The 26591-nt window shown below is 67.2% G+C and carries 24 protein-coding genes, 2 tRNA genes and 1 pseudogene; 16 read left to right on the top strand and 11 right to left on the bottom strand.

Annotated elements, in window-relative coordinates:
- Positions 1–7: 7 nt before the first annotated feature.
- From fdnG to OU682_RS04055, 8 genes and pseudogenes are all read left to right on the top strand, one after another.
- Positions 8–2485: a formate dehydrogenase-N subunit alpha gene (gene fdnG / locus OU682_RS04090; protein ID WP_503634210.1), complete on the top strand. Its 2478-nt coding sequence runs from the start codon at positions 8–10 to the stop codon at positions 2483–2485.
- Complete coding sequence (gene fdxH, locus OU682_RS04085; protein ID WP_268940791.1) at positions 2482–3462, top strand: formate dehydrogenase subunit beta; 981 nt, start codon at positions 2482–2484, stop codon at positions 3460–3462. The genes fdnG and fdxH overlap by 4 nt, the downstream gene beginning before the upstream one ends.
- Positions 3462–4148: a formate dehydrogenase subunit gamma gene (locus OU682_RS04080; protein ID WP_268940790.1), complete on the top strand. Its 687-nt coding sequence runs from the start codon at positions 3462–3464 to the stop codon at positions 4146–4148. The genes fdxH and OU682_RS04080 overlap by 1 nt, the downstream gene beginning before the upstream one ends.
- 36 nt (positions 4149–4184) lie before the next feature.
- Positions 4185–5099 carry a formate dehydrogenase accessory protein FdhE gene (gene fdhE, locus OU682_RS04075; protein WP_268940789.1) on the top strand — a complete coding sequence of 305 codons (915 nt, stop codon included), beginning with the start codon at positions 4185–4187 and terminating at the stop codon, positions 5097–5099.
- Positions 5099–6475, top strand: a complete 1377-nt coding sequence (gene selA, locus OU682_RS04070) for an L-seryl-tRNA(Sec) selenium transferase (RefSeq protein WP_268940788.1) — start codon at positions 5099–5101, stop codon at positions 6473–6475. The genes fdhE and selA overlap by 1 nt, the downstream gene beginning before the upstream one ends.
- Positions 6472–8283: pseudogene (selB, locus tag OU682_RS04065) on the top strand (selenocysteine-specific translation elongation factor); the annotation flags it as partial. The gene selA and the pseudogene selB, both read left to right, overlap by 4 nt.
- A 105-nt stretch (positions 8284–8388) precedes the next feature.
- Positions 8389–8484: transfer RNA gene (locus OU682_RS04060), tRNA-Sec, on the top strand.
- Between the two features lie 17 nt (positions 8485–8501).
- Positions 8502–8888, top strand: a complete 387-nt coding sequence (locus tag OU682_RS04055; RefSeq protein ID WP_268940787.1) for a hypothetical protein — start codon at positions 8502–8504, stop codon at positions 8886–8888.
- Here OU682_RS04055 and OU682_RS04050 read toward each other — a convergent pair whose 3' ends face one another.
- On the bottom strand, positions 8889–9203 hold the full coding sequence (locus OU682_RS04050) for a hypothetical protein (RefSeq protein WP_268940786.1): 315 nt from the start codon (positions 9201–9203) through the stop codon (positions 8889–8891).
- A 238-nt stretch (positions 9204–9441) separates the two neighbouring features.
- Between OU682_RS04050 and tig the strand changes: the two genes are divergently transcribed.
- The 3 genes from tig (at position 9442) to OU682_RS04035 (ending at position 11411) form a co-directional block, all read left to right on the top strand.
- On the top strand, positions 9442–10776 hold the full coding sequence (tig, locus tag OU682_RS04045) for a trigger factor (RefSeq protein WP_268940899.1): 1335 nt from the start codon (positions 9442–9444) through the stop codon (positions 10774–10776).
- A 100-nt stretch (positions 10777–10876) separates the two neighbouring features.
- Complete coding sequence (locus tag OU682_RS04040; protein ID WP_268940898.1) at positions 10877–11296, top strand: DUF1489 family protein; 420 nt, start codon at positions 10877–10879, stop codon at positions 11294–11296.
- A gap of 41 nt (positions 11297–11337) precedes the next feature.
- Positions 11338–11411, top strand: a tRNA-Gly gene (locus OU682_RS04035).
- 144 nt (positions 11412–11555) lie between these two features.
- Here the strand turns inward: OU682_RS04035 and OU682_RS04030 are convergent.
- From OU682_RS04030 to OU682_RS04020, 3 genes are all read right to left on the bottom strand, one after another.
- The gene (locus tag OU682_RS04030) at positions 11556–12299 is read right to left on the bottom strand and encodes a MipA/OmpV family protein (protein ID WP_268940785.1); all 744 of its coding nucleotides are present in this window, start codon (positions 12297–12299) and stop codon (positions 11556–11558) included.
- Between the two features lie 125 nt (positions 12300–12424).
- Positions 12425–14272 (bottom strand): ABC-F family ATP-binding cassette domain-containing protein, encoded by a 1848-nt coding sequence (locus OU682_RS04025; RefSeq protein WP_268940784.1) that lies wholly within the window; start codon positions 14270–14272, stop codon positions 12425–12427.
- Positions 14273–14353: 81 nt separating this feature from the next.
- Positions 14354–14551, bottom strand: a complete 198-nt coding sequence (locus OU682_RS04020; RefSeq protein WP_268940783.1) for a hypothetical protein — start codon at positions 14549–14551, stop codon at positions 14354–14356.
- A 169-nt stretch (positions 14552–14720) separates the two neighbouring features.
- Here OU682_RS04020 and OU682_RS04015 point away from each other — a divergent pair, with 169 nt between their 5' ends.
- Positions 14721–15698: a zinc-binding dehydrogenase gene (locus OU682_RS04015; protein WP_268940782.1), complete on the top strand. Its 978-nt coding sequence runs from the start codon at positions 14721–14723 to the stop codon at positions 15696–15698.
- Positions 15699–15757: 59 nt separating this feature from the next.
- Here OU682_RS04015 and OU682_RS04010 read toward each other — a convergent pair whose 3' ends face one another.
- Genes OU682_RS04010 through OU682_RS03995 form a run of 4 tightly spaced genes read right to left on the bottom strand, consistent with a single transcriptional unit; the run spans position 15758 to position 18241 of the window.
- Positions 15758–16612: an ATP-binding protein gene (locus OU682_RS04010; RefSeq protein WP_371832200.1), complete on the bottom strand. Its 855-nt coding sequence runs from the start codon at positions 16610–16612 to the stop codon at positions 15758–15760.
- Complete coding sequence (gene tatC / locus OU682_RS04005; RefSeq protein ID WP_268940781.1) at positions 16612–17460, bottom strand: twin-arginine translocase subunit TatC; 849 nt, start codon at positions 17458–17460, stop codon at positions 16612–16614. The genes OU682_RS04010 and tatC overlap by 1 nt, the downstream gene beginning before the upstream one ends.
- Complete coding sequence (gene tatB, locus OU682_RS04000; protein WP_268940780.1) at positions 17461–17949, bottom strand: Sec-independent protein translocase protein TatB; 489 nt, start codon at positions 17947–17949, stop codon at positions 17461–17463.
- A 28-nt stretch (positions 17950–17977) separates the two neighbouring features.
- Positions 17978–18241 (bottom strand): twin-arginine translocase TatA/TatE family subunit, encoded by a 264-nt coding sequence (locus OU682_RS03995; protein WP_268940779.1) that lies wholly within the window; start codon positions 18239–18241, stop codon positions 17978–17980.
- 202 nt (positions 18242–18443) lie between these two features.
- Between OU682_RS03995 and OU682_RS03990 the strand changes: the two genes are divergently transcribed.
- Positions 18444–19064: a MarC family protein gene (locus OU682_RS03990; RefSeq protein ID WP_268940778.1), complete on the top strand. Its 621-nt coding sequence runs from the start codon at positions 18444–18446 to the stop codon at positions 19062–19064.
- Positions 19061–19630 carry a retropepsin-like aspartic protease family protein gene (locus tag OU682_RS03985; protein WP_268940777.1) on the top strand — a complete coding sequence of 190 codons (570 nt, stop codon included), beginning with the start codon at positions 19061–19063 and terminating at the stop codon, positions 19628–19630. The genes OU682_RS03990 and OU682_RS03985 overlap by 4 nt, the downstream gene beginning before the upstream one ends.
- A gap of 147 nt (positions 19631–19777) precedes the next feature.
- Here OU682_RS03985 and OU682_RS03980 read toward each other — a convergent pair whose 3' ends face one another.
- Together OU682_RS03980 and OU682_RS03975 are read right to left on the bottom strand one after the other, a co-directional pair.
- Entirely contained in the window at positions 19778–21202 is a 1425-nt protein-coding gene (locus tag OU682_RS03980; protein ID WP_268940776.1) for an alkaline phosphatase D family protein, read from the bottom strand.
- Between the two features lie 70 nt (positions 21203–21272).
- Entirely contained in the window at positions 21273–22514 is a 1242-nt protein-coding gene (locus tag OU682_RS03975; protein WP_268940775.1) for an AGE family epimerase/isomerase, read from the bottom strand.
- 243 nt (positions 22515–22757) lie between these two features.
- Between OU682_RS03975 and OU682_RS03970 the strand changes: the two genes are divergently transcribed.
- Together OU682_RS03970 and OU682_RS03965 are read left to right on the top strand one after the other, a co-directional pair.
- A complete protein-coding gene (locus tag OU682_RS03970; RefSeq protein ID WP_268940774.1) occupies positions 22758–23759 on the top strand; it encodes a TerC family protein in 1002 nt (333 codons plus the stop codon).
- A gap of 135 nt (positions 23760–23894) precedes the next feature.
- Positions 23895–25166, top strand: coding sequence for a hemolysin family protein (locus tag OU682_RS03965; protein WP_268940773.1), 1272 nt, complete (start codon positions 23895–23897; stop codon positions 25164–25166).
- A 4-nt stretch (positions 25167–25170) separates the two neighbouring features.
- Here the strand turns inward: OU682_RS03965 and OU682_RS03960 are convergent, their stop codons facing one another.
- Positions 25171–26457: a solute carrier family 23 protein gene (locus tag OU682_RS03960; RefSeq protein WP_268940772.1), complete on the bottom strand. Its 1287-nt coding sequence runs from the start codon at positions 26455–26457 to the stop codon at positions 25171–25173.
- Positions 26458–26591: the final 134 nt, after the last annotated feature.

The raw sequence follows: 26591 nt of genomic DNA, 5'->3' as shown, positions 1-26591 counted from the left end.
CCCCACGGTGTCCAGTTTGGGCCCGACATTTGGCCGTGGAGCGATGACCAACTCCTGGACCGACATCAAGAATACCGACCTTGTCATCGTCATGGGCGGCAACGCCGCTGAAGCGCATCCCTGCGGCTTCAAATGGGTGACCGAGGCCAAGCACCATCGCGGCGCCAAGCTGATCGTGGTCGATCCGCGCTATACCCGCACGGCCTCCGTGTCGGATTTCTATGCGCCGATCCGTCCGGGCAGCGACATCGCCTTCCTGATGGGCGCGATCCGCTGGATGATCGAGAACGACAAGGTGCAGTGGGACTATGTCCGCAACTACACCAACGCCAGCTTCCTGGTGAAGGACGAGTTCGGCTGGTCCGACGGGCTTTTCACCGGCTATGACGAGGAAAAGCGCGACTACGACAAGTCCTCGTGGGACTACAAGATGGGCCCGGACGGCTTTGTCCAGACCGATCCCACGCTGCAGGACCCGCGCTGCGTCTGGAACCTGCTCAAGGCGCATGTCGATGCCTATACGCCGGAATTCGTCGAACGCATCTGCGGCACGCCCAAGGACAAGTTCCTGACGATCTGCGAGATGATCGGGGAATGCTCGACGCCGACCAAGACCATGACCTCGATGTATGCGCTTGGCTGGACGCAGCACTCCAAGGGTGCGCAGAACATCCGCGGCATGGCGATGCTGCAGCTGATCCTGGGCAATATCGGCGTCCGGGGCGGCGGGATGAACGCGCTGCGCGGCCATTCCAACATCCAGGGCCTGACCGACATCGGCCTGATGTCGAACCTGATCCCGGGATACCTGAACATCCCGACCGAGATGGAAGCGGACTGGGCGACCTACATGTCCACCCGCGGCTTCAAGCCGATCGTGCCGGGCCAGACCAGCTACTGGCAGAACTACTCCAAGTTCATGGTCAGCTTCATGAAGGCCATGTGGGGGGATGCCGCCACGGCCGAAAACGACTGGGCCTATCACTATCTGCCGAAGCTCGACGTGCCCGCCTATGACGGCATGCGCATGTTCGAGCTGATGAACCACGGCAAGGTGAACCTGTACTTCTGCCAGGGCTTCAACCCGCTTCTGTCCTTCCCCAACCGCGGCAAGATGACCGAGGCGTTTTCCAAGCTGAAGATGCTGGTGATCATGGATCCGCTGGCCACGGAAACGGCGCATTTCTGGCAGAACCACGGCATCTACAACGACGTGGACAGCGCGGCCATCCAGACCGAGGTGCTGGAGCTGCCCACCACCTGCTTTGCCGAGGACGAAGGCGCGCTGGTGAACTCGGGCCGCTGGCTGCAATGGCACTGGGCGGGGGCGACCCCTCCGGGCGAGGCCAAGCACGACACCTGGATCATGGCGCAGATCTTCCTGCGGGTGAAAAAGCTCTACCAGGAGGAAGGCGGCGTCTTCCCCGACCCGATCCTGAACCTGACCTGGGACTATGCCGACCCGGGCGAGCCGATGCCGGACGAACTGGCGCGCGAAATGAACGGCCGCGCGCTGCGGACCGTCTATGACCTCAAGGACACGACCAAGGTCGTGGCCGAGGCGGGTCAGCAACTGGCGAACTTCGGCCAGTATCGCGACGACGGATCGACGATGGGCGGCTGCTGGATCTATGGCGGCAGCTGGACCGAGGACGGCAACATGATGGCGCGGCGGGACAACAACGACCCCGACGACACCGGAGCCTTCCTCAACTGGTCCTTCGCATGGCCCGCGAACCGGCGGATCCTGTACAACCGCGCGTCCTGCGACCTGCAGGGCAAGCCCTGGGATCCGTCGCGCAAGATCATCGAATGGACGGGCGAGAAGTGGGAAGGCTATGACGTGCCGGACATCCCGGTGACGGCAAAGCCGGGCGAGGTGCATCCCTTCATCATGAACCCCGAAGGCGTGTCGCGCCTGTTCAGCCGGGGCATGATGCGGGACGGCCCCTTCCCCACCCACATGGAGCCGTTCGAGGCGCCCATTGCCAACGTGTTCAACCCCAAGATGCGGGGCAATCCGGTGGCGCGGGTCTTCGAATCCGACGCCGAGAAGTTCGCCGCCATCGGGGATCCCGAATTCCCCTGCGTCGCGACCTCGTATCGCCTGACCGAGCATTTCCACTACTGGACCAAGCACAACCCGGTGAACGCCGTGTTGCAGCCCGAGTTCTTCGTGGAGATCAGCGAGGAACTGGCGGCCGAGCGGGGCATCGAACGGGGCGGGCGCGTCCGCGTCTGGAGCAAGCGGGGCGAGGTCTGGGCCAAGGCGCTGGTGACCAAGCGGATCCGGCCGATGCAGATCGACGGCAAGACCGTCCATGTGATCGGCATTCCGCTGCACTGGGGCTTCATGGGCGCGGCGCGCAAGGGCTTCGGCCCGAACAGCCTGTCCTCCCAGGTCGGCGACGCCAACGTGGAGACGCCTGAATTCAAGGCCTTCATGGTCAATATCGAACCTTCAGCCGAGGAGCCGGTGGCATGAGCGAAACCGCGCCCCAACCCAAGACCGCGGCGTCGAACCCGCCGGTCCAGCCCATCGCGTCCAATCTGCTGCCCTCCGACGTGGTCCGGATTTCGGCCACCAAGGACGTGCCGCAGCCTGAACGCCAGCTGACCAAGGTCGCCAAGCTGATCGATGTCAGCAAGTGCATCGGCTGCAAGGCTTGCCAGTCCGCCTGTATCGAGTGGAACGACACCAAGCCCGAAGTCGAGGAGAACGTGGGGGTCTATGAAAACCCCCACGACCTGACGCCCAACATGTTCACCCTGATGCGCTTTACCGAATGGGTGAACCCGGAAACCGACAACCTGGAATGGCTGATCCGCAAGGACGGCTGCATGCATTGCGAGGATCCGGGCTGCCTCAAGGCCTGCCCGGCGCCCGGCGCCATCGTGCAGTATTCCAATGGCATCGTCGATTTCATCCACGAGAACTGCATCGGCTGCGGCTATTGCGTGACGGGCTGTCCCTTCGACATCCCCCGCATCAGCAAGGTCGATCACAAGAGCTACAAGTGCACGCTCTGTTCCGACCGCGTGGCCGTGGGCCAGGGCCCGGCCTGCGCCAAGGCCTGCCCGACGCAGGCGATCGTCTTCGGCACCAAGGAGGACATGATCGCCCATGCGAACGACCGGGTCGCGGATCTGAAGTCGCGCGGCTACGACAACGCCGGGATCTATGACCCCCCCGGCGTCGGCGGGACGCATGTCTTCTATGTGCTGCATCATGCGGACAAGCCTTCGATCTATGACGGGCTGCCGGACGAGCCGCGCATCTCTCCGGTGGTCGAGGGCTGGAAGGGCGTGACCAAGACGGCGGGTCTGGCCGTCATGGGCGTGGCTGCCGTCGGCGCCGCGATCCACGGCATCTTCGCCCGCGCCAACAAGGTTGACGCGCACGAGGAGCAGGAGGCCGAGAAGCTGGTCCAGTCCGGCGATGGCGACGGGGGAAGTGTCTGATGGCGCGCCCCCTGTATTCCGAACCGGGCGACCGGATCGAAAGCATCCATCCGGTGACGGTCAGCCGTTACCGGGGCTTCATCCGGGCGAACCACTGGATCACGGCGATCACGCTGATCCTTCTGCTGATCTCGGGCTTGGCCTTCTTCCACCCGTCGCTGTACTTCCTGACCGGGTTGTTCGGCGGCGGGCAGAATGCCCGCTGGCTGCACCCTGTCATCGGCGTAGTCCTGTTCGTCAGCTTCATGGTCATGTTCATCCAGTTGTGGCGGCTGAACCTGCCCACGCCCGACGACCGGAAATGGCTGTCCCAGATCGGCGACGTGGTGAAGGGCAACGAGGAGAACCTGCCCGAGCTTGGCAAGTACAACGCGGGGCAGAAGTTCATCTTCTGGGGCATGACGATCCTGATCGTCGTGCTGATCGTCTCGGGCGTGATGATCTGGGAACAGTTCTTCGGCGAACTGGTCACGATCCCAACACGCCGCTGGGCCGTGCTGACCCATTCGCTGGCGGCTGTGGCGATCATCCTGGTCTTCATCCTGCATGTCTATGCGGCCTTCTGGACGCGCGGCACGCTGCGGGCGATGACGCGGGGCACGGTCACCGGCGGTTGGGCCTATCGCCACCATCGCAAATGGCTGCGGGAACTGGCTGGACGCCGCCAGAAGGGCCCTGCAGAATAATGCGGATGCAAGTGGCCGGTCCGGCCCGGAGAAGACATGAACAACACTCTCAATCCCGATCCCTCGGTCATCGGCGGCGTCCCCACGGCGCCGCTGGCTTTTTTGCCCGACGCGGCAGCGGTCTTTGACAAGCGCGCGGGGCGGTTCGCCTTCCTGGCGGATCACGGCGGCAACCTGGCGCCCTACCTGCGCTTCCTGGCCGACCTGACGGCCCTGCAGGCGCGGCTGGCCCGCGAACTGCCTGCGGTGACGCCGATCCCCGCCGACCGGGTCGAGCTTGCCCGGTCCAGCCGGATGCCCCCCATCGACCGGGTGGCCATGGCAGCGGACGAAGCGATGCACGCCACCCTGGACCGCTTCCTGGCCGAGGCCGGCGCGCTGACCATGCCCGAACCGGCGCGGCTTGCGCTGTCGGCGGTGACGGCGGCGGGCATCGCCGACCGACACTGGCTGTTGGAGAACATCCTGTCCGACCGCATCCCGGAAGACAGCGCCGCGCCCCATCTGTTCGTCGGCGCTGCGGTGCAGCTGCATCTGGCGCGGCTGGCAGCCACGCTGGATCCGGCGAAGCTGGTCAAGATTCGGACCGGCACCTGCCCCACCTGCGGCGGGCGTCCGGCGACGTCCTCGGTCCAGGGCGCGGCGGGGGTCGAGAACACCCGCTATGCGACCTGCGGCTGCTGCGCCACGCAATGGAACGAGGTGCGCGTGGTCTGTCTCTGCTGCGGCTCGACCAAGGGCATCAGCTATCGCAGCGTGGAAACCGACGAGGCGACGGTGAAGGCCGAATTGTGCGGCGAATGCGGCAGTTGGGTGAAGATACTCTACCAGAACAAGAATCCGAGCCTTGAGCCCATTGCCGATGACGTGTCCAGCCTGGGCCTGGACATGCTGATGAAGGACACCGACTTCCGGCGAGGCGGCTTCAACCCCTTCATCGCAGGCTACTGATGCAGGGATTCCGCGCGCTGCCCTCGGTCGATCAGGTCCTGCTGTCCGAAATGGGCCGCGCGCTGGTCGACAGCCATGGCCGCGCCGCGGTGACAGGCGCCCTGCGCGCCCGACTTGACGCGGCGCGCGACGCGATCCGCGAGGGCGCCGATGGCGGGGCCGAGGCCGCGCGCCTGCCCCATCTGCTTGCCGCCGACCTGGCCGCCGCCGCGCAGTCGAAGCTGCGCCCGATGCTGAACCTGACGGGCACCGTGCTGCACACCAACCTGGGCCGCGCGATCCTGGCCGACGCGGCGATCCGCGCCGCATCCGCCGCCATGGCCGCGCCGCTGGCCCTGGAATTCGACCTTGGCACCGGCGGGCGCGGGCAGCGCGACGATCACCTGCGCGGGCTTCTGTGCGAGCTGACCGGGGCCGAGGATGCCACGATCGTCAACAACAACGCCGCCGCCGTGCTGATCGCGCTGAACACCTTCGGGCAGGGACGGCAGGCCATCGTTTCGCGCGGCGAGCTGATCGAGATCGGCGGTGCCTTCCGGATGCCCGACATCATGGCCCGCGCGGGCGTCCATCTGGTCGAGGTCGGCACGACCAACCGCACCCATCCCCGCGATTACGAAGACGCGATCACGCCGGACACGGGGCTGATCCTCAAGGTCCATACCTCGAACTACCGCATCGAGGGCTTCACCGCCGAAGTCCCCGCCCCCGCCCTGGCCCGGATCGCGAAGAAGGCGGGCGTGGTGCTGCTGAACGACCTGGGCTCCGGGTCGTTGGTCGATCTGGCGGCCTACGGCTTGCGCCGCGAGCCGACCGTGGCCGAAGCCGTGGCCGAGGGCGCGGATCTGGTCACCTTCTCGGGCGACAAGCTTCTGGGCGGGCCACAGGCCGGCTTTGTCGTCGGCCGGCGCGACCTGATCGCGCAGATCAACAGGAACCCGTTGAAGCGGGCCGTCCGCCTGGACAAGATCCGCATCGCGGCGCTGGAGGCAACGCTGCGCCTGTATCGCGACCCGGATCGTCTGGCCGAACGCCTGCCGACACTGCGTTGGCTGTCGCGACCGCAGGCCGACATCGCCGCGCAGGCCGCCCGGCTGGCGCCGCAGGTGGCCCCCCTGCTGGCACCTCATGGCTTCGACGCAGGCGCGACCGATTGCGCCAGCCAGATAGGCTCGGGTTCGCTGCCGACCGAGACGATCCCCTCGGCGGGGCTGCGGCTGACCGGCAAGGGCGGCGACGCGCCCGACCGGCTGGCCGCGTCACTGCGCGCCCTGCCCTGCCCGGTCGTCGGCCACATCCGCGACGGCGCGCTGATCCTGGACCTGCGCTGCCTTGATCGCGACGAGGATCTGCTCGGGGCCCTGGCCGCGCTATGATCGTCGGCACGGCGGGGCATATCGACCACGGCAAGACCGCGCTTGTGAAGGCGCTGACCGGCACCGATGCCGACCGGCTGGCCGAGGAGAAGGCGCGCGGCATCACCATCGACCTGGGCTTTGCCTATGCCGACCTGGGCGGCGGCAGCGTCACCGGCTTTGTCGATGTGCCGGGGCACGAACGGCTGATCCATACCATGCTGGCGGGCGCGGGCGGCATCGACATGGCGCTGCTGGTGGTCGCCGCCGACGACAGCGTCATGCCGCAGACCCGCGAGCATGTGGCGATCTTGGACCTGCTGGACATCGGGCGCGGCCTCGTGGCCCTGACCAAGGCCGACTTGGCCGATGAGGCGCGGCGCGCGGCTGTCACCGCCGAAATCCGCGCGGCGCTTGAGGGTACCGCCCTGGCCGACGCGCCGATCCTGCCCGTGTCCTCCCTGACCGGCGAGGGGGTCGAGGCCCTGCGCAGCGCCCTTGTCGCAGCCGAGGCCCAGACCACCGCCCGCCATGCCGAGGGCCCGGTGCGGCTGGCCGTGGATCGCAGCTTTACCCTGTCCGGCGCGGGCACCGTCGTCACCGGGACCATGCTTACGGGGCGGGTGGCCGTTGGCGATCAGGTCATCGTCAGCCCTTCCGGCCTGCCCGCCCGGGTGCGCGGCATCCACGCCCAGAACCGCCCCGCGACCGAAGGCCTGGCAGGCCAGCGCTGCGCCCTGAACCTGGCCGGAGAGGCGATCAGCAAGGACGCCATCCATCGCGGCGACCTGGTGCTGGCCCCCGCGCTGCACGCGCCCACCGACCGGATCGACGCCTGGCTGACGGTGCTGCCGTCCGAACTCAGGCCCATCGGTACTTGGTTCCCCGCCCGCCTGCACAGCCACGCGGTCGAGGCGGGCGCGCGGATCGTGCCGCTGTCCGACCCGATCCAGCCGGGAAGCAGCGGCCCGGTGCAGATCGTCCTGGACCGTCCCATCGCGGCGGCGGTCCACGACCGCTTCATCCTGCGCGATGTCTCGGCCAACCGGACGATCGGCGGCGGGCGCTTCCTGGACCTGCGCGCCCCCGCCCGCAAGCGCCGCACGCCCGAACGGCTGGCCCTGATCCGGGCCGCCCGCGCCGAGGATCCCGCCGCGGCGCTGGCCGCGATGCTGGCCGTGGCCCCCGTCGACCTGCCCGTCTTTGCCCGCGACCGCAGCCTGTCGCGGGCCGCTTTGGCCGAGGCCATCCGCAACGCCGATGCCGCGACCATCGGCGACCTGGCGATCGGGCGTCACACGCTCGGCAGCCTGCAACGGCAGTTGACCGAGGCGCTGACGCAGTTCCACGAGGACAATCCCGACCTGCCCGGACTGGGCCGCGAACGCCTGCGCTTGGCTTTGCAGCCGCGCCTGCCCAAGGACGCGGCCCTTGCCTTCCTGCGCAGCGAAGCCGATGCGGGCCGCGCCGTGCTGGATGGCGCCTTTGTCCGCCTGCCCGGCCACGAGGTCCGCCTGACCCCCGAGGACGAGGCCCTATGGAACCGCATCGCCCCCGCCCTGGTGGGAGAGATGCGCTTCCGCCCGCCCCGGGTGCGCGATTTCGCCGCCGAATTCGGCATCGACGAACGCGAGGTCCGCCGCGTCCTGCGCCTGACGCAAAGGCTGGGCCGCACCGACCAGATCGCGCAGGATCATTTCTTCGCGCGGCCCGTCACGGCGGAAATGGTGGCGATCATCCGCGACGTGGCGGCGCAGGCGCCCGATGGCTGGTTCACCGCCCCCGCCTTTCGAGACCGGGTGCAGAACGGCCGCAAGGTCGCCATCGAGATCCTGGATTTCTTCGACCGCCACGGCCTGACCTTGCGCCGGGGCGATTTACGTCGCATCAACCCGCATCGCGCCGACCTGTTCGGCGAACCCAAGTCAGAACACGGAAGGGAATCGTCCCCGGTGGGGCGGCCGGACTTCAAATCCGGTTGGGGCAGCGAGACTGTCCCGGGTGGGTTCGACTCCCATTCCCTTCCGCCATCCTCCGCAGGCCAGCCATGAGTGACACCGATTTCGACGACTGGCTTTGGGCGACCTTTGCCGAAACCCAAGGGTTCACCGTGCTGATCGTCCTGGTCGGCATCGGCGCAGGGCGCGTCGATCTGCTGAAGTCCACCCATTTGCATGTGATCGGCGACGATATCGACTGGCCGCAGATGGCCGATCACCTGGACCGATCTGGCGTGGCCTGGGACGGTGTCGTGATGTTCCGGGCAGGGCGCGAAGGGCTGGTGGCGGACAACATCGCCCGCGACCGGCTGGACCAGTTGGTGCGCGCGCTGAACGGCGACCGGACGCTGATCCGCGACGGAGAGTTCTTCAACCGCGGCGGGCTGCGCCTGCGGCTGGACGACGCCGAACCGACCGTCCCGATCCTGAACTGATCAGCACCCGGCGGGCACGAGAGCCGCTACGGGCTCGGCCCGGCCCTTGAGATCCAGTCCGCGCGCCGTGGGCGGCTGCCAGGTGGGCGAGGCCGTCACCGCGCCCTGCGTGTTGGTGCCGAGGTGGGAACCGCCCAGGCCCCCGCTCCATCCGCTGGTGCCGGAATTGTTGGCCTCGGTGCTGTCGGAACCCGGCTGCGGGGGGGTCGCTGCCTCGGCCACGGTGTCGCGGGCGGGGCAGTTGCCTTCGCCGGACTGGCCCTGTTCCTGGGTTTGTGCCGCCGGAGCCTGGTCCGCGGCGCGGGGCTGGCTCACGGCAGGGGCCGGGGTCGGGGCCGGGGTGGTTTGCGCCCAACCGGTGCCGAGCGCGAGGAAACTGGTGGCAAGAAGGACGCTGATGCGGGTCATGACGGGCCTCGGACAGGAAAGGGGTGGTATAAAACGCCGTCCTCGCCGCCGCAGTTCCGCTTGCAGCGGCCCGCCCCCGCGACTAGAAGGGCGGGAATTTTTCAGGCCGCCGGGCTTTGGCGGCCCTTATGGCATGAGGACGATGATGCAGGTCAAGGAAACCCAGAACGAAGGTCTCAAGCGGGGCTACCAGTTCACCCTGCCGGCAGCCGATCTGGCCGCAACGGTCGATGCGAAGCTGAAGGAAGCGCAGCCCGAAGTCGAGATGAAGGGCTTTCGCAAGGGCAAGGTCCCGATGGCCATGCTGAAGAAGCAGTTCGGCCCGCGCATCCTGGGCGACGCCATGCAGGAAGCCATCGACGGCGCGCTGAAGAAGCACCTGGACGAATCCGGCGACCGTCCCGCGACCCAGCCCAAGGTCGAGATGCAGAACGGCGAGACCTGGAAGGAAGGCGACGATGTCGTCGTCAACGTCTCGTACGAGGCGCTGCCGCCCATCCCCGAGGTGGACCTGTCCAGCCTGACGCTGGAAAAGCTGACCGTCCCGGCCGAGGAAGCCGCGATCAACGAGGCGCTGGAAAACCTGGCGAAATCGGCCCAGTCCTTCGAGGACCGCAAGAAGGGCAGCAAGGCCAAGGATGGCGACCAGGTCGTGATCGACTTCAAGGGCTTCGTCGACGGCGAAGCCTTCGAGGGCGGCGAGGCGCAGGACTATCCGCTGGTTCTGGGCTCGAACAGCTTCATCCCGGGCTTCGAGGATCAGCTGGTCGGCGCCAAGGACGGTGACGACGTGACCGTGAACGTCAAGTTCCCCGAGGAATACGGCGCCCCGCACCTGGCCGGCAAGGACGCCACCTTCGAATGCAAGGTGAAGGCCGTCAAGTCGCCCGCGGAAGCGCAGATCGACGACGAGCTGGCCAAGAAATTCGGCGCCGAGGATCTGGACGCGCTGAAGAAGCAGATCGCCGGCCGCCTGGAGCAGGAATATGCCGGTGCCGCCCGCGCGATCCTCAAGCGTTCGCTGCTGGACCAGCTGGACGAGAAGGTGAAGTTCGACCTGCCCGAATCGCTGGTCGAGGCCGAGGCGCACCAGATCGCCCACCAGCTGTGGCACGAGGAAAACCCCGAGGTCCACGACCACAACCACGGCAGCATCGAGCCGACCGACGAGCACAAGAAGCTGGCCGAGCGCCGCGTCCGTCTGGGCCTGCTGCTGGCCGAGATCGGCCAGAAGGCCGAGGTGACCGTCACCGACCAGGAGATGACCCAGGCCGTGCTGCGCGCCGCGCGTCAGTATCCCGGCCAGGAACGCGCCTTCTTCGAGTTCGTGCAGCAGAACCAGGCGGTGCAGCAGCAGCTGCGCGCCCCGATCTTCGAGGACAAGGTCGTCGACCACATCGCCGAGCAGGCGAAGGTCGAGGAAAAGACCGTCACCAAGGAAGAACTGGAAAAGGCCGTCGAGGCTCTGGACGAGCTGTGATCGTCCTTTGACAACTGTCCGAAAGGCCGCGCCATTCCGCGCGGCCTTTTCGCTTGCGGGCGGCCTTGTGACGCCCTGCCCTGCCCCTTATCTTGCGGTCATGTCAGCACAACTCCACCTCATGAAGCTTTGCGTGGGCGCCGAAGGCCCCGAGGATCTGGCCCATTGGCAGCGTCGCTTCGGCGACGGCCATGCGGTCCACGTCACCCGCATGTGGCCCAAGCGGGAAGAAGAGCTGCTGGCGGGGGGGTCGATCTTCTGGGTGTTCAAGGGTGTCATGCTGGCCCGCCAGCGCATCATCCGGCTGGACGAGCATTTCCACGAGGACGGCATCCGCCGTTGCGCCCTGATCCTGGACCGCGACCTGGTGCCGGTGACCGCCGTGCCGCGCCGCCCGTTCCAGGGCTGGCGCTACCTGCAGGCCGGCGACGCCCCTGCCGACATGCCGCGCGGCCGCGAGGGCGACGAGATCCTGCCGCCGCAAATGGCCGCCGCGCTGGCGGAAATGGGCCTTGTCTGACGCTTGACGCCGCGCTTGCCATGAGTTAGCGAAGGCGCCACGCGGGTGTAGCTCAATGGTAGAGCAGCAGCTTCCCAAGCTGAATACGAGGGTTCGATTCCCTTCACCCGCTCCAATCCCCCCTCCTCGAAGATCGACAGCCCAGGCAGCATTCTGGCGCGCCGTGACCTGCGCAATGAAAAAAGCCGCGGGCGATGCCGCGGCCTTTCCTGAATGTCGTCGTCCGATCAGAACTGGGCCCGATCGGAACTGGTCCCGATCAGAACTGGAACGAGAACTTGCGCACGATCCCGACGCTGAGCGAGGGCTGGTATTCGTCCTGCACGACCGGGGAATCCCCCGCGTCGCCGATCAGCTTGCCGTATTTGATCTCGCCCACCAGGGCGATGTTGTCGGTCACGGCGTAACGCGCCTCGAAGCTGATGGCGGCCAGGTTGAAGCCGCCGCCGATGTCGTAGGCGGGGCGGCCGGGGATGGCCTCGGCAGGAGTCACGCCGAAATAGGTGCCGTTGTAGTCGCCGTCACCATAACCCAGCGACAGGCCCGACCACAGCGACAGGCGGTCCGACAGGTCGGTACGATATCTGCCGCCGATCTCGCCCGTCAGGCCCTCGTGCCCCTCGAAGCCCTGGCGCAGCGTGCCGAAGGCAACGAGCGGGCCCCAGGCGTAGCTGACCCGCAGACCCAGTTCGTAGGCGCGGTCGATGTCCTCCATCCCCGCAAGGTCCTCGTTGTCCGAGGCCTCGCGCTCTCCCTCCATGTTGAAGGAGGGCGAGATGCCGAGGCCCTGGCGCACGTCGCTGCCGGGCTCGGTGAAGCCCGCGTTGCGCCAGATCAGCACGGGTCGGGCTTCGGCGTCGTCGGAACCCGGGTAGTCGGGGCCGACATCCACGCCGACCCCCAGATCGACCGAGAACTCGCGGCCTTCAAGACCGAAATCCTGCGCGTGGGCACCCGTGGCAGCGGATGCGGCAAGAACGGCAAGGGCCAGCAGGGATTTCATGGTCGGATCCTTCAAGGGGGTCGGCGGGATGTAAACGCTTCCTAGGGTCGAATCGTCAATCCGCACAAGGCGCGACGCGCCGTCAGCGCGCCATGGCCCGCCAGGCGGCACATTTGCGCAACAGCCTATCCCCGTTCGGCAACATCAAGGCTTTCCAAGGCCGCCATCCACAGATCCTCGGCCCGCGCCATGGCCTGAACGGCCTCGGCGCGCTTGGAGGTCCAGCGCTTGGCCTCGTACGGGTCGTTGTACAGGGCGGGGTCGGCCAGCTTCACGTCCAGCTTTTCCAGCATGGCGGTCAGCTTCTCGACGCGCTCCTCGGCCCGGCGGACCTCGGCGCGGAGCGCCAGCACCTCGTCCCGGGCGGCGCGCTTGGGGGCGGCTTTCGGCTTTTCCTCCACCCGCCTGGGTTCGTCCCCGCCCAGCAGAAAGCGGCGGTAATCGTCCAGATCGCCCTCGTAGGGGGCCACCGCGCCGTCCTTGACCAGCCACAGCCGGTCCGCGACCAGCGCCAGCAGATGCATGTCGTGGCTGACCAGCACCACCGCGCCGGTATAGTCGTTCAGCGCCTCGGTCAGCGCCTCGCGGGATTCGATGTCCAGGTGGTTGGTCGGTTCGTCCAGGATCAGCAGATGCGGCGCGTCGATGGTGGCGATCAGCAGCGACAGCCGCGCCTTCTGGCCGCCCGACAGCTGGCCAACCTTGGTTTCGGCCTGCGCCTCCATCAAGCCGAAGCCCGCCAGCCTTGCGCGCAGCCTTGGGGGCGTCTCGTTCGGGCGAAGCCTGCGGATATGGTCCAGGGGCGTCTCGGCCAAATCCAGTTCGTCGACCTGGTGCTGGGCGAAATAGCCGATCCGCAGCTTGGACGACCGGGTCAGCTTGCCCTCCATCGCGGGCAGGCGCTCGGCCAGAAGCTTGGACAGCGTGGACTTGCCCTGCCCGTTCCGGCCCAGCAGGGCAATGCGGTCGTCCTGGTCGATGCGCAGGGTCAGCTTGCGCAGCACCGGGCGGCCGTCATAGCCGACGCTGGTCCCCTCCATCGCAACGATGGGCGGGGACAGTTCCTCGGGCTGGGGAAAGCCGAAGCGGTGGAACTTCGCCTCCTCGGGCGCGGTGATCGGCTCCATCTTGGCCAGCATCTTGACGCGGGCCTGCGCCTGGCGGGCCTTGCTGGCCTTGGCGCCGAAGCGGTCCACGAAGCTTTGCAGATGGGCGCGGCGGTCGGCCTGCTTCTTCGCCTCGGCCGCCTGAAGGGCGCGGCGTTCCGCGCGCATCCGGGCGAAATCGTCATAGCCGCCGGTATACAGCGTCAGCTTGCGCGCCTCGAGATGCAGGATATGGCCCACAGCGCGGTTCAGCAGGTCGCGGTCGTGGCTGATGATGATGACCGTATGGGGATAGCGCGCCAGATAGGTTTCCAGCCAGAGCGCGCCTTCCAGGTCCAGATAGTTCGTGGGTTCGTCCAGCAGCAGCAGGTCGGGCTGCGCGAACAGAACGCCCGCCAGCGCGACCCGCATCCGCCAGCCGCCGGAAAAGTCGCTGGTCGGCCGCGCCTGGTCGGCGGTGGAAAAGCCCAGGCCGTCCAGGATCGAGGCCGCCCTCGCCTCGGCCGACCAGGCGTCGATATCGGCCAGCCGGGTCTGGATTTCGGCGATGCGATGGGCATCCGTGGCGGTGTGGCTTTCCGCGAGCAGGGCCGCGCGCTCCTTGTCCTCGGCCAGCACGGTTTCCAGGACCGTGGTGGCGGTGCCCGCCGCCTCTTGCGCGACGCCGCCGATGCGGGCGCGGGACGGCAGGCTGATCTCGCCCCCGTCAAGCGACAGTTCGCCCCGGATCAGGCGGAACAGCGTGGTCTTGCCCGCGCCGTTGGGGCCGACAAGGCCGACCTTGTGGCCTTCGGGGATGGTGGCCGAGGCGCCCTCGAACAAGGGGCGCCCCTGGATGGAATAGGAGATGTCATCGATGCGCAGCATGCGCGGGGCATGGCCGATGCAGGGCGTGGCGTCAAGCGAGCATGGCTGCCGGACGCCGCCATCGACGACACGTGGGCAGAATCAGTTGGAGGTTTCCGTCGTCCCCTCGGTCGTCTGGGTCACTGGCGCCCCCTGCTCGGCTGCTGCCTCGGCCGCCGTTTCCGTCGTGTCCCGTCCCGACAGCACCATGAACGCGACCATGAGCAGGAACCCTGCCGGGATCAGCGCATAAATGAGCGAACGAGGCATACCGCGCTTGGGTTTGGGTTCCTGGACCATTCGGCACTTCCTTGTCAGTTGCATCTGGCACAACAGCGGGAGAGTGAAGAAGTTGCAGGCAAAAGCGATCTGTCTGGCGTACGCCCGGCACCTGGGGCGGGGTGTCGCAGTGGAACTGTCGCGTTCGGCGAACTAGATGCAAAGGCCGATGACACGCAAGGAGATCACGATGCGCAGTATCCGGTACGACACCTTCGGCGATCCGGCCCAGGTCCTGACCTCGGCCGACAGCCCCGAGCCCGCGCCCGGTCCGGGGCGGATCCTGGTCCGCACGCTTCTGGCGCCGATCCACAACCACGACCTGTGGACCGTTCGCGGCACCTATGGTGTGCGCCCTGCCCTGCCCGCCATCGGCGGCAGCGAGGCGGCCGGCATCGTCGAGGCCGTCGGTGAGGGCGTGGACGCCGCCCTGGTCGGCCGCCGTGTCGCCGTGGCGGGGATCGAAGGCGCTTGGGCCGAACGGTTCACGGCCCCGGCAGCCGGAGCCATTCCGGTGCCCGATGCCATGCCGGACGAGGCCGCCGCGCAACTGATCGCGATGCCGTTCAGCGCCATCACCCTGGTCGAGTTCCTGGGCGTGAAGCCCGGCGACTGGGTAATCCAGACCGCCGCCAATGGCGCGGTTGGCAGGATGGTCGCGGTTCTGGCGAAATCCCGTGGAATCCGCCTGTTGAATCTGGTTCGTCGCGCCGATGCCGCGCGCGAGCTGACCGGTCTTGGCATGGACAACGTGGTCTCCACCGACCAGTCCGGCTGGCAGGACCACGCGCGCGAGATCATCGGCCCGGAGGGCGCCCGCGCGGCCGTGGATTCGGTCGGCGGCGAAGTTGCGACCGCCCTGACCGGACTGCTGGGCAGCGACGGATTGCTGGTGACCTTCGGGTCAGCCACCGGCGGCACGCTGCCCCTGAACACCGGCGACATCATCTTCAAGGAACTGACGGTGAAGGGGTTCTGGGGGGCCAAGGTGGCTGCGGCAACATCGCCTGCCGACAAGCAACGCCTGTTCGGCGAACTGATCGGGCTGGTGCTGGACGGATCCCTGCCCTTGCCCGCGGGCGGCATCTTCGGTCTGGATCAGGCAGCCGAGGCCATCGCCGCCGCAACGACGCCAGGCCGCAGCGGCAAGATCATGTTCCGGCCCTGAGGCGGTCCGGGGGGAAGCCTGCGCCCGACGCCAGAACAAGGCGACGGCCGACCCCCGACCTAGACGGCGATCCCGTGCCGCCCGGCCAGGTCGGTGAAGAACTGCCAGGCCACCCGGCCGGACCGGCCGCCCCGGGTGGCCTGCCATTCGACCGCCTCGGCGCGGAGCGTCTGGGGGTCGATCTTCAGATCGTAGGCGGCGCAGTAGCCGTCGATCATCGCCAGGTATTCGTCCTGCGAGCAGGGATGGAAGCCCAGCCACAGCCCGAAGCGATCCGACAGCGACACCTTTTCCTCGACCGCCTCGCCCGGATGGATGGCGGTGGCGCGTTCGTTGTCGATCATGTCGCGGGGCATCAGGTGACGCCGGTTCGACGTGGCGTAAAGGATCACGTTCGCGGGCCGCCCGCTGATGCCGCCGTCCAGCACCGCCTTGAGCGACTTGTACTGGGTGTCGTCGTGGCTGAAGGACAGGTCGTCGGAAAACAGCAGGAAGCGCTTGTCCCGCGCCTTCCCCAGGATCGCCAGCAGCCGCGCCACCGATCCCAGGTCGTCGCGGGCGATTTCCACCAGCACCAGGGGCAGGCCTTGGGCCACGGCCTCGGCATGGACGGCCTTGACCAGGGACGACTTGCCCATCCCCCGCGCGCCCCACAGCAGCGCGTTGTTGGCGCCGAAGCCGCGCGCGAATTGCAGCGTGTTGTCCAGCAGGATCCGCTTGGCGCGGTCGATGCCGATCAGTTGCACCAGATCGACGCGGGCGACGGTCTCGACCGGCTCCAGCCGGTCGGGATCGGGATGCCAGACATAGGCCGCCGCTTCGGTAAAGGCGGGCGCGGGAACGGGCGGCGGGGCCAGCCGCTCCAGCGCCTCGGCAATGCGGGTCAGGGCGTCGGGATCAGACACGTCGCGCATCATTCGCCTTCGTCAAGCAATCCTTCGGCGCGCAGTTCGGCATCGCGCTTCTTCTCGATCCGCCGCACGATCTGGATCGAGATTTCGTAAAGCCCGTAGATGACCGAGAACAGCACCAGCTGGCTGCCCACGTCGGGCGGCGTCAGGCAGGCGGCCAGCGTCAGGATGACGACGACGGCATAGCGGCGCGTGCCGGCCAGCGTATCGGCCGACACCAGCCCGGCCCGGCCCATCAGCGCCAGCGCCACCGGCAGCTGGAAGGACAGCCCGAAGGCCAGGATGAAGCGCGTCGTCAGGTTCAGGTATTCGCTGACCGAGCCCTGGAACACGATGCCTGCCAGATGCGTGGCCCCCTGGGTCGCGTCGGGATCGTCCGGCAGCGCCAACGGCCCCTGCTGGAAGCCCAGGAAGAAGGTGAACACCATCGGCAGGATGATGTAATAGGCGAAGGCCGCGCCAAGCGCGAACATCAGGGGCGACGCGACCAGGAAGGGCAGGAAAGCCCGCTTTTCGCTGCGGTAAAGGCCCGGCGCCACGAAGCGCCACAACTGATAGCCGATCACCGGAAAGGCCAGGATGAAGCCGCCGAAGAACGAGATCCGGATGGCGACCGTGAAGCCTTCCTGCAGCTTCAGCAGGATCAGCCCGCATTCCTGGCCCCGCTCCTCCAGCGCGGCGCAGATGGGCTGCGTCAGGAAGTTGTAGATCGGGTTCCAGACGATATAGCACAGGATCATCGCCACAACGAAGGCCAGCACGGACCAGATGATCCGGGTCCGCAGCTCCTTCAGGTGTTCGATCAGCGGGGCCGAGCTGTCGTCCAGCTCATCGACGTCTTGCGATGCCACTTAGTGGTCCTTCATGTCCGAGCGGCGGACCCCGGCGATGCGGCGCGGGCTGTCGGGCGCAGCCGCCACGGGGTCGTTCGCCGCCTGCATTGCCGCAGGCACGGCGGGCGCGTCAACGGCCCGGTTCTCGGCCCTGGTCTCGGCGGGCGCGACAGGCGCCGCCGGATCGGGCCTGGCCTGCGTGCCCTTCTCGAGGCTGGCCTTGGGGTCCCACTGCTCGAACCGCGTCGCGGCACGGTCCAGAGCATCCAGGCCCAGGGACTTCTTCGAGGTCAGGGACTTCAGGTCCCTGATATCCTTGGTCACGTCGCCGATCCCGGATCCCTTGGCGGCATCCTCCATCGCGCTTGTGAATTCGCGCGCCATGGACCGCGCCCGGGCCGTGATCCGGCCCAGGGTATGGAACAGCTTCGGCAAATCCTCGGGGCCGATGACGATCAGCGCGACAACGCCGATCAGCAGCAACTCGCTCCACCCGACATCCAGCATTCAGGAACCCCTTTCCCGGGCTTCGGGATCAGACGCGGGGTTCGTTCGAGGGTGTGACGTCGCGCGCCTCGGTGCCCGGGACGGGCTGGATGGGCTGGACAGGCTGGACGGGCTTGTCCAGGGCGGCATTGCGTTCGGCGCTGGCTTCCGAGGTGCCGTCGTTCAGGCCCTTCTTGAAGGCAGTGATGCCCTTGCCGAATTCGCCCATCAGCGAGGAAACCTTGCCGCGGCCGAACAGGACCAGGACCACGATGGCGATGACGAGCAGTGCCATGGGGGACGGTGCGTGCATTCCAGTTCTCCGTTCCAGAGTCAGGCCAATGACCTGGGTTCAACCAATCTGCGAAATATAGAGCTTCGGCCCCCGCAGCGAAACCCCACCTGCCACGATTCGCGGCTTTCGTCATCAATCTGCGACAAAGTGACGTTATTTCTACGCTACTGCCCCCGGCCGCCCGGCTTGGCAGGGCCGGGCGTGCGGGCGATAAGGCAACATGGACCTGTCGCTTTATGTCACCGCCTTTGTCACTCTGCTCGTGGTGATCGACCCGGTCGGGCTGGCGCCGGTCTTTATCGCGCTGACCCCGGGAATGAGCGCAGCGCAGCGCCGGCGCATCGGCTTCCGGGCGCTGGTGATCGCGGCGATCCTGATGATGATCTTCGGCTTTGCGGGCGAATCGATCCTGTCGGCGATCGGCATCTCGATTTCCGCCTTCCGCATCGCGGGCGGCCTGCTGCTGTTCCTGACGGCGCTGGACATGCTGTTCGAACGCCGCACCCAGCGGCGCGAGCATCAGGGCGAGGGCGAGCCGCTGCATCACGATCCTTCGGTCTTTCCGCTGGCCATGCCGCTGTTGGCGGGGCCCGGGGCGCTCGCCTCGATGATCCTGCTGATGGGCGAGGCGCCGGGCTTTGTCCACATGCTCATGGTGAACCTGGTGATGCTGTTCGTGCTGGCCATCGCCATGGCGCTGTTCATCGTGGCGACGCCTCTGGCCAATGCCCTGGGCCGGACCGGGGTCATGGTTGTCACCCGCCTGCTGGGGATGCTTCTCGCCGCGCTGTCGGTGCAGTTCGTCATCGACGGGCTGAAGGGATCGGGGTTGTTCCCATGACCGCCAACGACACCATGCAACTGGCCTATTACGGCGTCCTGCTGCTGGTGATCGGCGGGGCGATGATCTTCGAACTGGCGGGTCGGGGCGGGCAGGTCCTGCGCCAGATCATCCTGTGGGCGGTGATCTTCGCGGGCGCGACGGTGGCGGCGGACTGGTACATCCAGGGCAACGCCCCCCGCCAGCAGGTGCTGGACAGCGGCCGGATCGAGATCCCCGTGGGCCGGGACGGCCACTTCCACCTGACCGCCCAGGTGAACGGAGAGGAGGTGCGCTTCATGGTCGATACCGGCGCGTCATCCATCGCGCTTGGTCCTGCCGATGCCCGCCGCGTCGGGCTGGAGCCGAACGATCTGGCCTATATCGGCACCGCCATCACCGCCAACGGCCGGGTGCAGACCGCCCCCGTCACCATCGACGAGATCGCCATCGGCGACATCGTGGACCGCCATGTCCGGGCCTGGGTGATCGGCGGCGACATGGAGGGGTCGCTGCTGGGCATGTCCTACCTGCGCACCTTCGCCCGCGTCAGCTTCGAGGGGGACCTGCTGATCCTGGAGCGATAGGCGCAAAGGTAGACACGCATCTGCCCGTCAGCGGCGAAGGCCATTACCTTCGCCACGCGCTGCCCTGTCCAGCCATGCTGCCGACCCCGAAGGCCATCGCATGCGGGCCGCGAAACGCATGCGTTTCCTTGTCCCGCCCGCCGCCGGTCAATCCTGATCCAGCGCCATTGGCGGCGTCGGCCCGCTGTCCTCCAGATGCCAGACCGCCTGCCAGCGTCCGTCCCTGCGGTCTAGCGTGAGATAGTTCCGTTCCGCCGCATAGCGATGGCGGTGGCCCGGCAGCGGCTTGATCCGGATCGGATGGCCGGGAAGCGGCGCCTCGCCCAGGCCCGCGAACAGGCCCAGCCCTCGGGCATAGGCCTGGGGCGGCGCGCGGTGCGAGATGCCCGAGGCGACAAGCTGGTGGACCAGCAGCGCCTCGGGCCCCATCTCGGCCCGGGTCGCCAGGTGGATCTCGCCCGACAGGATCGTGACGGGCGCGGTCTGCCGCATCCGCAGCACATGCCGCAGCATCCGCCGCCATTCGTCGCGATGCGCGTGGCTTTGCCACTGGTCGCGCAGGTCGTCCTCGTAGTGCTGCATCCGGGGGATCGCCATCAGCAGCGTTTCCACCAGCGAAAGCCGAGGCCCCAGCAGCGGCACGCTGGACACCATAAAGACGTGGTCCCCGGTCGGCTGCAGGGCCTTGATGGCGTTCCAGCCGCCCGGTCCCATGACCCGGTTGCGGTGCCGCTCGGACCGTAGGTCGGGCGCGAACAGCGTGACCCCCGGCAGGTCGCGCCGCCAGCCGAGGTTGCGGCCCGCGGGATCCATGAACAGGTCGGGCACGTCGGCCTCGGTCGCGCCATGCTGGAACAGCAGATACATCTGCCGCGCGACAGTGAACAGCACCTGCCCGATTGCCGAATTCGTGCGGCTTTCCGGCAGCGACCCCCAGCCGTCGCAGATGTCGTGATCGTCCCAGACCGACAGCGACGGCACGGTGGCGAACAGCTCCGCGCAGCCCTCGGCCGCCAGCACCATCATGTAGCGTTCCACGAACCTGCGCCGAAGATGCGCGGCCAGGTCGTCCAGGTCCGCGGCCGAGGGGTTGCGGGACACGTGCTTCGGCCAGTCCTCGGTCAGCGGGTGGCCATGCGTCGCCTCGTCCGCATAGATCTGGTCGCCCCCTTGCAGCAGCAGCGCAAAAGGCGCGCGGGCATGGTCCGCCCGCAAGCGCGCCCACATCAGGTTGCGTTCGGCCGAATCGCGGTCGAGATCGCCATTTTCCTCGCCATTGCAGGACACGAAGGCAAAGCGGATGTCGCCGTCGAGGCGGGTCGCGACGGGATGAAGGCGGCCCTCCAGCCGATAGCCGGGTTCGCCGGCTGCCAGGCTGAAATCGTGGCGCCAGACAGACAGCCCGGCGACCGAAGCCAGCAGCACCGGAGCCACCGGGCCCGCCTGCGTTTCAAGAACGCCGGGCGGCGACGCGCCCTCGGGCCGGACCGTGATGGCGGCAAGGTGCATCCCGCCCGTGTCGCAGCCCCGAAAATGCAGGATCGGACCCGCGAAACCCTCTGTTGCAGCCATGCCGAAATGAAATCCCGTGTTCCGTGTCAGGATGCCAGATATGCGCTTTCGCGTGGATTACACCCCCGGATCAGGATTTTAGCGGCCGCGCCCTGGCCAGCGTCCTGGCATGCTGCGAAAGACCCGGCACCAGCGGGAACAGATCGGCCTGCAGGGCGTGATAGATGTCCGGCTTGCCAAGGAACTGTCCGGTGCCCGGGCGGCCCTCCGCGCCGGGCTCGGGGAACCAGCCGCCGCAGTCGTGGTCGATCAGCGTCGCATCGGCAAAGCGCCACAGGCGGCGATACCAGTCCTCGTCCGCGGGCCAGGGTTCGATCTTGATCAGCGCGGCCATGGCGCCGATGGCTTCGGTCACCGGCCACCAGTAGCGGTCCGGCCGCGCCACGCGGCCATCGAAATCCAGCGTATAGGCCAGCCCGCCCCCCGGCAGCCAGGCATCGGCCAGCGCCGTTTCCACCAGCAGCCGCGCCTGGCGGGGCGCGTCGGTGTCGGGCCTGCCGGCCAGGTCCCAGTGCTGCAGCAGCAGGCGCGCCATCTCGACCGAATGGCCGGGCGTGGTGCCTGCGGGGCGGAACATCGGGTTGCCCTCGTAGCCGGGATCGGGGGACCACCCGGCGTCGTAATGCTCGGGGATCCGCCAGCCATGCGCCGCGGCCTGCCCGGCGATGAAGAAATCCAGGATCCGCCCCGCGCGGCGCAGGTATTCCCCCTCGCCCGTGGCCTCATGGGCGGCCAGCAGCGCTTCGACCCCGTGCATGTTGGCATTCATGCCGCGATAGCTTGAGAAAGGCTGCCAGTCGCGCGTGAACTCGTCGCAAAGCAGCCCGGCCGAGTCGTCCCAGAACCGGTCGTGAAGCACCTGCGCGATGTCGGCCAGCAGCCGGTCCGCATGGGGATGGCCGGCAAGCTTCGCGCTGGATGCGGCCAGCAGCACGAAGACATGCCCATAGGCCAGCTTGGTGCCATCCGCGACGGAGCCGTCCTGCACCGACCAGACAAAACCGCCATGCTGGGCGTCGCGGTGGGCGCGCCACAACAGATCCATGCCGCGGTCGATGATTCCGGCCTCGTCCGCCCGCCCGGCAAGATGGCCCAGAGCATAGGAATGGACCAGCCGCGTCGTGACGTGCAGCTCCAGCGGCGCCGGCAGCGGCCGCCCCGAAAGATCCAGCGTCTGGAAACCGCCGTCGCTTCCGATGCTTGCATCGAAGAATTGCAGCGCGGCCAAGGCATCGCGGACCAGAAAGCGGCGATGCGCCGGATCGTCCAGCCAGTGGACCATGCCGTCCACCCCCAGTTCTGCCCGATTCATGATCACTCTCCGGTCGCCCTGCCAGAAAGGTGCCGCCATGACGGCCGGGTTGCAATCTTTTTGCCGCAACCCCCTTGTCTTTCCGTCGGGAATCCGCCACCTTTGCCTTCAGCGGGACCGGGCTCCTCTGGCGACATGATTATGTCGTGATGTCGGACCGCATCGAGCGTGCCTCGGTGCAAAGCGGCCCTGATCTGACAAAGCCCTATGCATTGAAGCACATCCAGCAACGATGAGGGCAACGTGGAACTGCTTTTTCTGTTATTCTTGGGCAAGCCGCTGTGGATGTGGCTGCTGTTCGTGGCGATCGTGATCGCGCTGCTGGTCTTTGACCTGGGCGTGCTGCACAAGGAGGACCACGAGATCGGCGTGTCCGAAAGCCTCAAGCTTTCGGCCATGTATCTGTCCATGGGCGTGCTGTTTTCGGGATTTGTCTGGTGGCAGATCGGCGCCGAGGAAAGCAAGCTCTACCTGACGGCCTTCGTGGTCGAAAAGACCCTGGCGATGGACAACGTCTTCGTCATCGCCATGATCTTCACCTATTTCGCGATCCCGGCGAAGTATCAGCATCGGGTGCTGTTCTGGGGCATCCTGGGCGTGATCGTGCTGCGTGGCCTGATGATCGGCCTGGGCGCGACGCTGGTCAGCCAGTATTCCTGGGTGCTGTATATCTTCGCGCTGTTCCTGATCTTCACCGGCGTCAAGATGATGATGGTCGGCGACAAGCCGCTGGACATTTCCCAGAACCCCGTCCTGCGCTTCATGAAGCGCCGCATGAACGTGACCGAGGAGATCCACGGCCACGACTTCTGGGTCAAGAAGCCGCACCCGACCTCGGGCAAGCTGGTCTGGTTCGCCACGCCGCTGTTCCTGGCCCTTGTGATGGTCGAGATCGTGGACGTGATCTTCGCCGTGGATTCGGTGCCCGCCGTCTTCGCGATCACGTCGGACCCGTTCATCGTCTATACGTCGAACATCTTCGCCATCCTGGGCCTGCGGGCGCTCTACTTCGCCTTGGCGGCGATCATCCACCGCTTCCACTATCTGAAATACGCGCTGTCGGTGCTGCTGATCTTCATCGGATCGAAGATCTTCGTGGCCGACCTGCTCGGGTGGGAAAAATTCCCCGCCTCGTGGTCGCTGGGGATCACTTTCGCGATCCTGGGCGCGGGCGTGGTCTATTCCCTGTGGAAAACGAAGGACAACGTGCCTGACCCGCAGATTTCCCGCGCACCGGGCGAATAACACCGGATCACCGGCAAGGCGCCCCGTTGGCGCCTTGCCTTGCGATTCTGTCTTGCAAGCGGCCTTCATGCCTTTGCACCGGCGCGCGCTTCGTGCAGACTGTGAACAGCCCGACTTGTTGGACAACGTGAACTGATGCTTCTTGAAATTCTCATCGTCCTGCTGCTGACGATGTTCAACGGCGTGCTGGCCATGTCGGAACTGGCCATCGTCTCGGCCAGGCCCGCGCGGCTGAAGGTCATGGCGGCCGAAGGCAGCGGGGGCGCGCAGACCGCGCTGGAACTGGGCGCGGAACCCGGCCGCTTCCTGTCCAGCGTCCAGATCGGCATCACCCTGGTCGGCGTGCTGTCGGGCGCATTTTCCGGCGCGACGCTGGGCGCGCGTTTGGCGGCGGCGCTGATGGAAGGCGGAATGTCCCCTGCCCTGTCCCAAGGCCTGGGTGTCGGCGGCGTGGTCGTGCTGATCACCTATCTGTCGCTGATCGTCGGAGAGCTTGTGCCCAAGCAGATCGCGCTCCGCTCGCCCGAAGGGGTCGCCAGCCGCATCGCGCCGCTGATCCTGTTCATCTCGCGCATCGCCGCGCCGATCGTCTGGATTCTGGACAAGTCGGGCAATATCCTTTTGCGGCTTCTGGGCCAGTCGGGCGAATCCGACCGCGGCATCTCGGACGAGGAAATCCGCGTGATGCTGTCCGAGGCCCGCAGCGCCGGCGTGATCGAGCCTGCGGAAACCGAGATGATCGCCGGCGTCATGCGCATTGCCGACCGCTCCGCGCGCGGGCTGATGACCCCCCGGCACGAGGTCGAGACTGTCGATGTGGCCGACGCCGCCGCCGATGTGCTGCAACGGTTCCGCGACAGCCGGCGGTCGCGCCTGCTGGTCCGCGAGGGATCGGACGACGACATCATCGGCTTCATAACCCTGCGCGACCTCCTGTCCGAGGACGTGACCGACCTGCGCCCCCTGGTGCAGGAGGTGCCGGTCGTCCGCGAGGGCTTGCCCGCCCTGAACGTCATCGAGGAGTTGAAGACCAGCCCGGCGCATATGTTGCTGGTTTATGACGAATACGGCCATTTCGAGGGCGTGATCACGGCGATGGACCTGTTGGAGGCCATCGCGGGCGATTTCCCCGAACCGGGCGACGACGAACCCAAGGCCGTCCAGCGAGAGGATGGCAGCTGGCTTGTGGCGGGCTGGATGCCCGCCGACGAATTCGCCGAAATGATCGGCATCAGCCTGCCCGAGGGTCGCGATTACCAGTCCGTCGCGGGCCTTGTCTTGGACCGGGCGGGCGTGCTGCCCGATGTCGGCGCGCAGATCACGCTTGCGAACTGGCGGATCGAGGTCGTGGACCTTGACGGACGCCGGATCGACAAGCTGCTGGTCTCGCAGCTTGCCGATGCCTGAAGGGTCAGGCCGCGCGCCGGTCGCGGCCGATGCCCAGAAGCTGATAGATCACCAGGGCGGCCAGCGTTGACGTGCCGATCCCGCCCAGGGCGAAGCCCCCGATGTTCACGGTGAAATCGCCCGCCCCCAGGATCAGCGCGACGCCCACGGTGAACAGGTTGCGCGGGTCGGCGAAATCGACGCGGTTGTCCACCCAGATCCGCGCCATGGCCGATGCGATCAGGCCGAAGACCGACACCGCCAGCCCCGCCAGAACCGGCGCGGGAATGGTCTGCAGGATCGCCCCGAACTTGGGCGACAGGCCCAGGATGATCGCGATGGCGGCGGCGACCGGGAAGATCAGCGTGGAATAAACCTTGGTCATCGCCATCACGCCGATATTCTCGGCATAGGTCGTGACCCCGGTCCCGCCCCCTGCCCCGGCGATCATCGTGGCAAGCCCGTCGCCCAGGAAGCCGCGGCCGATATAGCGGTCCATGTTCTGCCCGGTGATCGATCCGAGCGCCTTGATATGGCCCAGGTTCTCGGCCACCAGCACGATGGCGACGGGGGCGATCATGCTGATCGCGGTCCAGTCGAACTGCGGCGCGGTGAAGTTCGGGATGCCGAACCACGGCGCCTGCGCGACCCGCCCGAAGTCGATGCCCGGCACGATGCCCAGGCCGTTGCCCAGCACCAGCACCAGCAGATAGCCGAAAGCCAGCGCGATCAGCACCGCGATCCGCCGCGTGGCGCGCGCGCCATAGGCCGACACCATCGCCATGCACAGCACCGTTGCCAGGGCAATCGCCAGATGCGTCATGCTGCCCTTCAGTTGGCCCACGGCGACAGGCGCCAGGTTCAACCCGATGGACACGCCGATGGCCCCGGTCACGGCGGGCGGCATCAGCCGTTCGACCCAGCCGGTTCCGATCGCCATCACCACCAGCCCGATCAGCGCATAGACCAGCCCCGCCGCGATGATCCCGCCCAGGGCCACGCCGATATTCGGGTTGGCCCCGCCGCCCGCGAACCCGGTCGCGGCCATCACCACCGCGATGAAGGCGAAGGATGACCCCAGATAGCTGGGCACCCGCCCGCCCGTGATGACAAAGAACAGCAGCGTGCCGATCCCGGAAAAGAACACCGCCACATTCGGATCGAACCCCATGATCAGCGGCGCCAGGATCGTGGAGCCCGACATGGCCAGCAGGTGCTGGAAGCTCATCGGGACGGCTGCGGCCCATGGCAGCCTTTCGTCAGGAAGGACCGTGGCGCCGGTGGCCGGGCGCCAGAGGGGAAAATAGCCCATCGTCTCTCTCGGGATAGTGATTCTGGCGGCAGGCTTAGCCGATCCGCGCGGGCAGACCAACGCCTCGCGATCTGCTCTCCCGGGACGGCCCGCCTGTCGCGCAGCCCGCCGGTCCACCACTGCGCCGCACCCGC

It is taken from the genome of Paracoccus benzoatiresistens (assembly GCF_026913015.1).
In the GTDB taxonomy this organism is placed as follows: domain Bacteria; phylum Pseudomonadota; class Alphaproteobacteria; order Rhodobacterales; family Rhodobacteraceae; genus Paracoccus; species Paracoccus benzoatiresistens.
This window is presented reverse-complemented; position numbering and strand designations above follow the sequence as displayed.